The organism is Pseudomonas sp. BJa3, assembly GCF_026343815.1.
In the GTDB taxonomy this organism is placed as follows: Bacteria; Pseudomonadota; Gammaproteobacteria; order Pseudomonadales; family Pseudomonadaceae; genus Aquipseudomonas; species Aquipseudomonas soli.
Genome location: NZ_JAOXMC010000589.1, coordinates 1 through 232 on the forward strand (window position 1 = coordinate 1; position 232 = coordinate 232).

At 67.7% G+C, this 232-nt stretch carries 1 protein-coding gene; it reads left to right on the forward strand.

What is annotated here, in order from left to right; genetic code table 11:
* On the forward strand, window positions 1–232 hold a 232-nt coding region (locus OH705_RS28905), incomplete at both ends, for a PTS sugar transporter subunit IIA (protein ID WP_267303659.1).

The following is a 232-nucleotide window of genomic DNA, read 5'->3' on the forward strand; positions in this document are numbered from 1 at the left end:
CCCCGACTCCCACCCAGCCTCACCCCCGGCCGTTCCCGCGTGCACGTGCCGGGCGGCAGTAAGACGCGCGCCCTGGAAAAGGACGCCAACCTGCTCGCCGAGCAAGTACCCGAGCTGGAGAGGCAAGACGTCTTCGACAGCCTGTGGGCTCGCGAAAAACTGGGCTCCACCGGTGTTGGCACTGGCATCGCCATTCCCCACTGCCGCCTGACAGGTTGCAGCGCGCCTGTCA